The organism is Mycobacterium sp., from assembly GCF_032162105.1.
Taxonomy (GTDB): Bacteria; Actinomycetota; Actinomycetes; order Mycobacteriales; family Mycobacteriaceae; genus Mycobacterium.
In genome coordinates this window covers 1-8,161 of sequence record NZ_JAVRPS010000215.1, presented here as the reverse complement: position 1 = coordinate 8,161, position 8,161 = coordinate 1, and the positions used below count along the sequence as shown (strand labels likewise).

At 67.4% G+C, this 8,161-nt stretch carries 7 protein-coding genes; 4 read left to right on the top strand and 3 right to left on the bottom strand.

The features are described 5' to 3' along the window. Nucleotides 1-96: hypothetical protein (locus QOC69_RS10885; RefSeq protein ID WP_526439239.1), on the top strand; the 96-nt coding region annotated here is incomplete at its 5' end. Between the two features lie 291 nt (nt 97-387). Here QOC69_RS10885 and QOC69_RS10880 read toward each other — a convergent pair. Next, nucleotides 388-1,314: a TIGR03564 family F420-dependent LLM class oxidoreductase gene (locus tag QOC69_RS10880; protein ID WP_526439237.1), complete on the bottom strand. Its 927-nt coding sequence runs from the start codon at nt 1,312-1,314 to the stop codon at nt 388-390. Between the two features lie 51 nt (nt 1,315-1,365). Between QOC69_RS10880 and QOC69_RS10875 the strand changes: the two genes are divergently transcribed. Then, nucleotides 1,366-2,484 carry a TDT family transporter gene (locus QOC69_RS10875; protein ID WP_526439235.1) on the top strand — a complete coding sequence of 373 codons (1,119 nt, stop codon included), beginning with the start codon at nt 1,366-1,368 and terminating at the stop codon, nt 2,482-2,484. Nucleotides 2,485-2,600: 116 nt separating this feature from the next. Here QOC69_RS10875 and QOC69_RS10870 read toward each other — a convergent pair whose 3' ends face one another. Continuing rightward, the gene (locus tag QOC69_RS10870; RefSeq protein ID WP_526439233.1) at nt 2,601-3,962 is read right to left on the bottom strand and encodes an acetyl-CoA C-acetyltransferase; all 1,362 of its coding nucleotides are present in this window, start codon (nt 3,960-3,962) and stop codon (nt 2,601-2,603) included. Nucleotides 3,963-4,038: 76 nt separating this feature from the next. Between QOC69_RS10870 and QOC69_RS10865 the strand changes: the two genes are divergently transcribed. Together QOC69_RS10865 and QOC69_RS10860 are read left to right on the top strand one after the other, a co-directional pair. Beyond that, the gene (locus QOC69_RS10865; RefSeq protein WP_526439231.1) at nt 4,039-5,400 is read left to right on the top strand and encodes a 3-oxoacyl-ACP reductase; all 1,362 of its coding nucleotides are present in this window, start codon (nt 4,039-4,041) and stop codon (nt 5,398-5,400) included. Between the two features lie 16 nt (nt 5,401-5,416). Continuing rightward, nucleotides 5,417-6,274, top strand: a complete 858-nt coding sequence (locus QOC69_RS10860) for a MaoC/PaaZ C-terminal domain-containing protein (protein WP_526439229.1) — start codon at nt 5,417-5,419, stop codon at nt 6,272-6,274. A 10-nt stretch (nt 6,275-6,284) separates the two neighbouring features. Here QOC69_RS10860 and QOC69_RS10855 read toward each other — a convergent pair whose 3' ends face one another. Beyond that, entirely contained in the window at nt 6,285-7,880 is a 1,596-nt protein-coding gene (locus tag QOC69_RS10855; RefSeq protein WP_526439227.1) for an ABC transporter ATP-binding protein, read from the bottom strand. Nucleotides 7,881-8,161 lie beyond the last annotated feature (281 nt).

The window sequence follows — 8,161 nt, the reverse complement described above, 5'->3', positions numbered from 1 at the left end:
TTCGCGAAGAGCTTCCTGCCGCTGCTGACCAGCACCCGCCTGGTGATCGACACCATCGACAACGAGGTGATGGAACTGGACGAGGCGGCCTTCTAGCACCTCGCGAGCAGTCCGCAAGCGGCTCCAGTAAAGGGACCCCGACACGCCCGTGTGTCGGGGTCCTTTTGCGTCTGCTGGGCGGAAGTCAGCCGAGCGAATCAGGTGTGGCTAGCCACACCCCTCAGAGACAAAAAAGGCGGGTTCGGGAAGGCATTTGAGGGCGTCTCATTAGTCTCGCGCCGCTGGCTTTTCACCTCTACCGCCAGCTCTTCGGATCAGCCATTCCCGAACCCGTCGTAGGGTCGATCGTACGCCCGTGACCGTCGTCACACCAGAGTTTTTTGGCCGTCACGCGTCCAGCTGACGCAGCACCGCGCGGGTGTGGGCGCGCGCCTCGGGTGAGGCGTCGAAGGTGGCGCCGACGTACTCGTCCACGCCGGCCGCCCGCAATTCGGCGAGGCGATCCTTGACCGTCGCCTCGTCGCCGATGATCGCGGCGTCCTCCGGGCCTGCGTAGCCCTCGCGGTCCAGCATCGCGCGGTACGACGGCAGCACCCCGTAGACGGCGAACTGCTCGGCGGCCCGCTTGCGCGCCCCGTCCACGTCGTCGGTGACGGCTACCGGCAACGAGGCCACCACCCGCACGTCGCTCTCCTGCCGCCCGGCGTCGGCGGCCGCCTGGCGCAACGACGGAACGACGTGGCCGGCCAGCGTCTTGGGTCCCGTCATCCAGGTGGCGGTCCCGGCCGTGCGTCGGCCCGCGATCTTCAACAGCTGCGGGCCCAGTGCGGCGATGTACACGTCCGGCCGTGGCGCGCCGGGGATCATCAGCGCACCGCGGGTGGTTACGATCTCGCCCTGCGCGTCGGCGGGCTCGCCTGCGAGCAACGGCAGCAGGCCGTCGAGGAACTCGTTGAGCCTGCGCACCGGCCTGTCCCACGGAATGCCCCACATGCCTTCGGTGACCGCCTGGTGCGTCATGCCGAGACCGAGCAGGAACCGGCCGCCGGAGGCGAGGCTCACGGTCAGGGCGCGCTGCGCCATCTGCATCGGGTGCTGATTCTGGATCGGGACGACGCCGCTGCCCACCTCGATGGTGTCGACCTCGCGCAGCGCCACGGCGAGGACGGTGAGAAGGTCTGGCTCGTATGGCAATTGACTGATCCAGACCCGCCGGAAGCCCTCGTCGCGCAGCTGTGCGAGGTTCTGCACGCACGCGTCGATCGGCGAATCCGTGCCCGCGCCACTGAGTTGTCCGAACATACTGACCTGCATGGCCCTCACGCTCCCTTGCGCCCGCTGTGTCTGCCCGTTGAGCATCGAACCATGACGACCGCGCAGACCCGGCTGGGCAACTTCGGCCCGAACTGGTTCGCGTCGGTGATGGGTACCGGAATCGTCGCGACGGCCGGCGCGACGCTGCCGATCCGGATACCCGGTTTGCATGTGTTCTCCCGGGTCGTCTGGGTGGTCGCCGCGGTGCTGCTGGTGATCCTCGTCATCGCGGTAACCGCACAGTGGTTCCGGCACCCGACGGTGGCCCGCAGCCACGCGCGCAACCCGCAGATGGCCCACTTCTACGGAGCGGCGCCGATGGCCCTGCTGACCGTCGGGTCGGGAGCGATCCTGGTCGGCAAGGACCTCATCGGGGTGCGCCTCGCCGTCGACATCGACTGGGTGCTCTGGACGGCGGGCACCGTCGGCGGCCTCTTCACGGCGCTGACCATCCCCTACCTGATGTTCACCCAGTTGAACGTCGCGCCCGATGCGGCCTTCGGCGGATGGCTCATGCCCGTGGTGCCGCCGATGGTGTCGGCGGCGGCCGGTGCGCTACTGATCCCGCACATGGCGCCCGGCACCGGGCGCACCACGATGCTCTACGGCTGCTACGCGATGTTCGGGCTGTCACTGATCGCGGCGCTGATCATCATCTCGATGATCTGGAGCAGGCTAGCGCACTACGGAACGTCCGGCACGGCCCGGGTGCCCACGCTGTGGATCGTGCTGGGCCCGTTGGGTCAGGGCATGACCGCGGCGGGGTTACTCGGGACCAACGCCGCGCTGGCGGTGAAACCCGACTTGGCCGCCGGAATGGGGATCTTCTCGATCCTCTTCGGCGTGCCGGTGTGGGGATTCAGCGTGCTGTGGATCGCGCTTGCCACCGCGTTGACGGTGCGCACCCTGCGGCGAGGCATGCCGTTCGCGCTGACCTGGTGGAGCCTGACGTTCCCGGTTGGCACCTTCGTCACCGGGACCACCCAGTTGGCCATCCACACCGGCCTGCCCGCATTCCGGATCGCCGCGGTGATCGCCTACGCCGGGCTGCTGAGCACCTGGGGCCTGGTCGCCGTCCGCACTGCCCGCGGCAGTCTGGCGGGCAGCCTGTTCCAGCCGCCTGCCACGTCGGGCCCGATCACGGCGAAGAAGGACCAGCCGGCGGGCTAGACCAGAAGTAAGTGCCCCGTGCTGCCGTCGGGTCGGGGGGTCAGACGGCAACACGGAGCTATCCGATTCATCGACGCCCCGGGCCGGGGCGTTACAGCGAGCCCGGAAAAACTTTTCTAGGCCTCGAGAATGGCCGTCACGCCCTGCCCACCGGCCGCGCAGATGGAGATCAGGCCGCGCACCGGCTTGCCGGTCTGCTCCCTCTTCTCCGCCAACTGTTTGGCCAGCTGGGCCACGATCCGTCCGCCGGTCGCGGCGAACGGGTGCCCGGCCGCCAGCGACGAGCCGTTGACGTTGAGCTTGGTTCTATCGATGCGGCCCAGCGCACTGTCCAAGCCGAGCCGCTCCTTGCAATACTCCTCGGACTCCCACGCCGCCAGCGTCGCCAGCACCACCGACGCGAACGCCTCGTGGATCTCGTAGAAGTCGAAGTCCTGCAGGGTCAAGCCGTTTCGGGCCAGCAGGCGGGGCACCGCGTAGGTCGGCGCCATCAGGAGTCCGTCGTTGCCGTTGACGTAGTCGACCGCGGCGGTCTCGCCGTCGACGAAGTAGGCCAGCACCGGCAGCGAGCGCTCCTTGGCCCACTCCTCGGTGGACAGCAGCGCCACCGACGCGCCGTCGGTCAGCGGCGTCGAGTTGCCCGCCGTCATCGTGGCGTCGCCGTTGCGCACCCCGAACACCGGCTTGAGCTTGGCCAACTTCTCGGCCGACGAATCGGGGCGCAGGTTGTTGTCGCGGTAGAGCCCGAGGAACGGGGTGACCAGGTCGTCGAAGAAGCCGCGGTCGTAGGCCGCGGCCATGTTGCGGTGGCTGGCGGCGGCCAGTTCGTCCTGATCGACGCGCTTCACGCCCATCTGCTTGGCCGTGACGGCGGCGTGATCACCCATCGACAGCCCGGTGCGCGGCTCGCCGTTGGTCGGGATCTCGACGCCGAGCGCGGCGGGCAACTTGCCGACCAGCTTGAGCCGGTCGACGTTCGACTTGGCCCGCCGCAGTCCGAGCAGGACGTGGCGCAGATCGTCGCCGAACGCGATCGGTGCATCGGAGGTGGTGTCCACACCGCCTGCGGCGCCCGACTCGTACTGGCCGAGGGCGATGCCGTTGGCGACGGCGATGGTGGACTGCAGGCCCGTGCCGCAGGCCTGCTGCAGGTCGTATGCAGGCGTGTACGGCGACAGTGCGCTGCCGAGCACGCACTCGCGCATCAGGTTGAAGTCGCGGCTGTGCTTGAGCACGGCGCCGCCGACGACCGCGCCGAGCCGTTCGCCGTCGAGATGGAATCGGTCGATCAGCCCACCCAGTGCCGCGGTGAACATGTCCTGGTTGGATGCGTTGGCGTAGGCGCCGTCCGAACGAGCGAACGGGATCCGGTTTCCGCCGAGGATTGCTACCCGTCGGGCAGTCTTGTTGTCGGCCACTGTTTTCTCCAGTTCCGTCCGTTGCTTTGGCGAGGGGACGTCGGGGGTAATAGGGGTCATACTACCCTCCGTTCTTACTCTGGAGTAAGTTCGGTGTTCGACACAAGAGTATCGATCCGCTTCGAAAGGCAAGCCAGTGGCTACCGACCTGTTCTCGCAAGTCGTCAACTCCGGTCCGGGATCCTTCCTGGCCAAGCAACTGGGCGTACCCCAGCCGCAGGACCTGCGTCGCTACCGGGAGGGCGAACCGCCGCTGGCGGGGTCGCTGCTGATCGGTGGCGAGGGCCGCCTCGCCGAACCCCTGCGCGCCGCGCTGGCCGAGGATTACCAGCTGGTCGGCGACAACCTCGGCGGCCGCTGGGCGGACTCATTCGGCGGTCTGCTGTTCGACGCCACCGGCATCACCACCCCGGAGGGACTCAAGGCGCTGCACGAGTTCTTCACCCCGCTGTTGCGCAACCTCGGCGCCTGCGGCCGCATCGTGGTGGTCGGCACCACCCCGGACGAGACCTCGACCATCGACGAGCGGATCGCCCAGCGCGCACTCGAGGGCTTCACCCGCTCGCTGGGCAAGGAGTTGCAGCGCGGCGCCACGATCGGCCTGGTGTACGTGTCCGCCGGCGCGAAGCCCGCTGCAACCGGGTTGGAATCCACGGTGCGGTTCCTGCTGTCGGCGAAGTCCGCCTACGTCGACGCGCAGGTGTTCTACGTCGGCGCCGCCGACTCGGCGCCGCCGGCGGACTGGGACAAGCCGCTCGACGGCAAGGTTGCGCTGGTGACGGGTGCGGCGCGGGGCATCGGCGCCGAGATCGCGAAGGTGTTCGCGCGTGACGGCGCCAAAGTGGTGTTGATCGACATGGGAGGCGATGCACAAGCCACCGCAGCCCTAACCGAGACCGCGACGAAGGTCGGCGGTACCGCGCTGACCCTCGACGTCACCGCCGCCGACGCAGTCGACCGCATTACCGCCCATCTCGCCGAGCACCACGGCGGCAAGGCCGACATCCTGGTCAACAATGCGGGCATCACCCGCGACAAGCTGCTGGCCAACATGGACGACGCCCGCTGGGACTCCGTGATCGCGGTCAATCTGCTTGCCCCGCAACGCCTCGCGCAGGGTCTGGTGGACAAGGGCGTTCTTGGCGATGGCGGCCGCATCATCGGGTTGTCGTCGATGGCAGGCATCGCGGGCAACCGCGGCCAGACCAATTACGCCGCCACCAAGGCCGGCATGATCGGCCTGACGCAGGCGCTGGCACCCGTTCTCGGCGAGAAGGGCGTCACCATCAACGCCGTCGCCCCCGGCTTCATCGAGACCAAGATGACCGAGGCGATCCCGCTGGCCACCCGTGAGGCGGGCCGGCGGCTCAACTCGCTGTTCCAGGGCGGTCTGCCGGTCGACGTGGCCGAAGCCATCGCCTACTTCGCCAGCCCGGCGTCCAACGCGGTGACCGGCAATACGATTCGGGTGTGCGGCCAGGCCTTGCTCGGAGCCTAGAACTATGGTGAACATCGTGGCGCAACGCACCGAAGGTCAACCCAATGGATTGCTGAACCTGGTCCGGGCGGCAGCGGGCGCGTTGCCGTTCATCCCGCGCAACGGCGGGCTGCCCGACCGCACCGTGACGGTGGAGGGGCTGGCCATCGACCCGGTCAACGTCGCCGAGTACGCCGCTGTCACCGGGCTGCGGTTCGGCGACACCGTGCCGCTGACCTATCCGTTCGCGCTGACCTTTCCCTCGGTGATGTCATTGGTGAGTGGCTTCGACTTCCCCTTCGCCGCAATGGGTTCGGTACACGTCGAGAACCACATCACGCAGTACCAGCCGATCTCGGTCACCGACACCGTCGACGTCGCGGTGCACGCGGAGAACCTCCGCGAACACCGCAAGGGGCTGCTGGTCGATCTGGTCACGGACCTCAAGGTCGGCAACGACACCGCATGGCACCAGGTGACGACGTTCCTGCACCAGCAGCGGACCAGCCTGTCCGACGAGGCCAAGCCGGAGCAGAAGAAACAGGCGAAGCTGCCACCGCCGAACGCGGTGCTGCGCATCACGCCTGGCCAGATCCGTCGCTACGCGTCAGTAGGTGGTGATCACAACCCGATCCACACCAGCTCGATCGGGGCGAAGCTATTCGGGTTCCCCACCTCCATCGCACACGGAATGTTCAGCGCCGCAGCGGTTCTGGCCAATATCGAGGGCCAGATCCCCGATGCCGTGAAGTACTCGGTGCGGTTCGGCAAGCCGGTGCTGCTTCCAGCCCGCGTCGGACTCTACGTGGATCGTGTCTCCGACGGCTGGGACTTGTCACTGCGCAACCTGTCGAAGGGCTACCCGCACCTGACGGGGACCGTGACGGCGCTGTAACCCTGCGCCGTCAGCCGACCTCGGCGGCTGACGGGTACGGATACACCAGATCGGGGTCCACGTTCTGCGCCTCGTACAACCGCTTGTAGAGGCCGCCCTCCGCGATCAACGTGCGGTGGTCACCTTGCTGCGCGATGCGTCCGTGCTCGATGACCAGGATGCGATCGGCAACGGCGGCGATGAAGTCCATGTCGTGACTGATCACCAGGCACGTGCGGTCCTTCGCGTAGCCGCGGATCACGCCGGTCAACCTGGCCCGCTGGTCGGCGTCGAGGTTCTCAGTCGGTTCGTCGAGCAGTAGCACCTCGGGCTTGCGTAACAGGCAGCGCGCCAACGCAATCAGTCGCTTCTGACCGCCTGACGGGACCTGCACGTCCACCACGGTGTCGTACCCGTCGTGCATCTTCGTCGGGTCGATGATGACGGAGTGGACGTTGGCGTTCTCGCACGCGGCTTCGATGTCTGCGTCGGTTGCCCCCGGCCGCGCCAACCGGATGTTCTCCCGGATGGTGTCCTTGGTGAAGAAGGGGAACTGGGCGAGCTTGGACACCTGGTCGCGCAGCGAGGCGATGGTGACCTCGGTGATCGGGTGGCCGTCGATCAGAATCCTGCCCCGCTGCGGGTCCAGGTACTGCAGGAGGAGGTTGTACACCGTCGACTTTCCCGATCCGATGCCGCCGACCAGGGCCACCGTCTCACCCTCCTTGATGGAGAACGAGATCCCGTCCAGCACCATCTGCCCTGCGGTGTAACCGAAGGCCACGTCCTCGAACACGAGGTTGCCGTGCACCTCGCCGAGCGCGATGAACACCTGAGATCCGTTGGCGGTGGCCTGCATCCACATCACGGTCGACGCGTCACTCTTGGCGGCGCGGTCCGATACTTCGTGAAAACGCTTGCTGCGCACGGACTGGGCGTTGAACAACTGGATCTCGGAGATCCCGCTGATCGTTTGTTCCAGTTCCGCGCCCATGGCGCGGTCCGCGTCCATCGTCCGTCGCACTGCCGCCTGGACGTGGCGGCCTGCGTACTTCAGCACCAATAGGGCCAACGGCGTGAGGACGAGCGCGGCGACCGTCATCTGCCACGACAGCGCCACCAGACAGCCGACGGCCACCACGAGAACGACGGTGTCGATCAGCGGCGGCAACAGGCAGTTGGTCAGAAGCCGATGCACGCCAGTGGATTCCACCGTGACACGCTGCATCAGCGCACCACACCGCGAAGCCGTGAAGAAGTCCAGTGACAGCGTCTGGAGGTGATCGTGGACGCGCTGCCGGATGTCGGTGACGAGCACCATCTCGACCTTCGTACCAACCCAGGCGTTGACGAGGTACATCAGCTGGGCCAACATCAGCGAGGCCGCCCACGTCGCCAAGAGCATCGCGAACGGTACCGAACCGGCCACGCCGCTGAGCACACCGTCGTCGCGGGCGACCAACGGACCGCGCAAACCCCAAACGCCGCCGAGGTTTCCGCTAGTGCCGGCGTCGGCGACGACCTGCATCATGGGCCCGAACGCCGCAGCCGAGACATACGGCAAGGCCGATGCGATCACTCCGACGACGACCAGGACCACGATCAGACCACGGACGTCGCGGAGCATGCCGAGGCTACGCCTGATCAGACCATCGGGCCCACCCGAGGTGCCGACACCGCCTCGACCAAGTGAGTCCACCTCTTCCCGAGCAAGGAGGCAAGTTCGCAACGTGAATCGACGGTGCCTGGCGTGCTGCGGAGCCTATCCGTCGAAGTTCCCGGTTGCGGCCGGAATCGCCTGACCGTCGACTGCGCTGTAGCTCAATCCTTGGATACTGCGTCGCGGGGCGCGGGCCAGCGTCCCATCGCAGCCACTGCCACCAGGGCCAGACCGGCCAGCGTGAGCGG

What these genes read in the sequence shown, in the direction of transcription:
- QOC69_RS10875 (WP_526439235.1), top strand. Translation starts at nt 1,366, where the DNA reads ATGACGACCGCGCAGACCCGGCTGGGCAACTTCGGCCCGAACTGGTTC.
- QOC69_RS10870 (WP_526439233.1), bottom strand. Translation starts at nt 3,962, where the DNA reads ATGACCCCTATTACCCCCGACGTCCCCTCGCCAAAGCAACGGACGGAA.
- QOC69_RS10880 (WP_526439237.1), bottom strand. Translation starts at nt 1,314, where the DNA reads ATGCAGGTCAGTATGTTCGGACAACTCAGTGGCGCGGGCACGGATTCG.
- QOC69_RS10855 (WP_526439227.1), bottom strand. Translation starts at nt 7,880, where the DNA reads ATGCTCCGCGACGTCCGTGGTCTGATCGTGGTCCTGGTCGTCGTCGGA.